Annotated in this window: 1 protein-coding gene; it reads left to right on the top strand. The window is 42.9% G+C overall.

The window, feature by feature from the left end; translation table 11 throughout:
* Positions 1 to 35: 35 nt before the first annotated feature.
* Positions 36 to 240, top strand: a 205-nt coding sequence (locus CHH91_RS18985) for a hypothetical protein (RefSeq protein WP_141234247.1), incomplete at its 3' end; no start/stop codon positions are given.

The raw sequence follows: 240 nt of genomic DNA, 5'->3' as shown, positions 1-240 counted from the left end.
TGTCGTTACGGAAAAGCGAATTGGAGAAGTTGCAGTTGCAAAAGCGTTCAATGGAAGCGATTCGCAACAACATTGGCGATTATTTTGAACAGGCCATAGCACCGTGGCTGTCCAGTAAAAAGAGCACTTTTGAAACCAAACAACAGCTAAAAAGCTACGGCTTGCCAACGGATATAAACGTAAAAGCACTATGGTTATTCGTTCATATTCATAAGGAGCCGTCAACGGACGATGTTGATG

Source organism: Virgibacillus sp. 7505 (assembly GCF_002272135.1).
In the GTDB taxonomy this organism is placed as follows: Bacteria; Bacillota; Bacilli; order Bacillales; family Amphibacillaceae; genus Terribacillus.
Note: the sequence above shows the minus strand (reverse complement) of the source record. Positions and strands in the feature narration are given on the sequence as shown.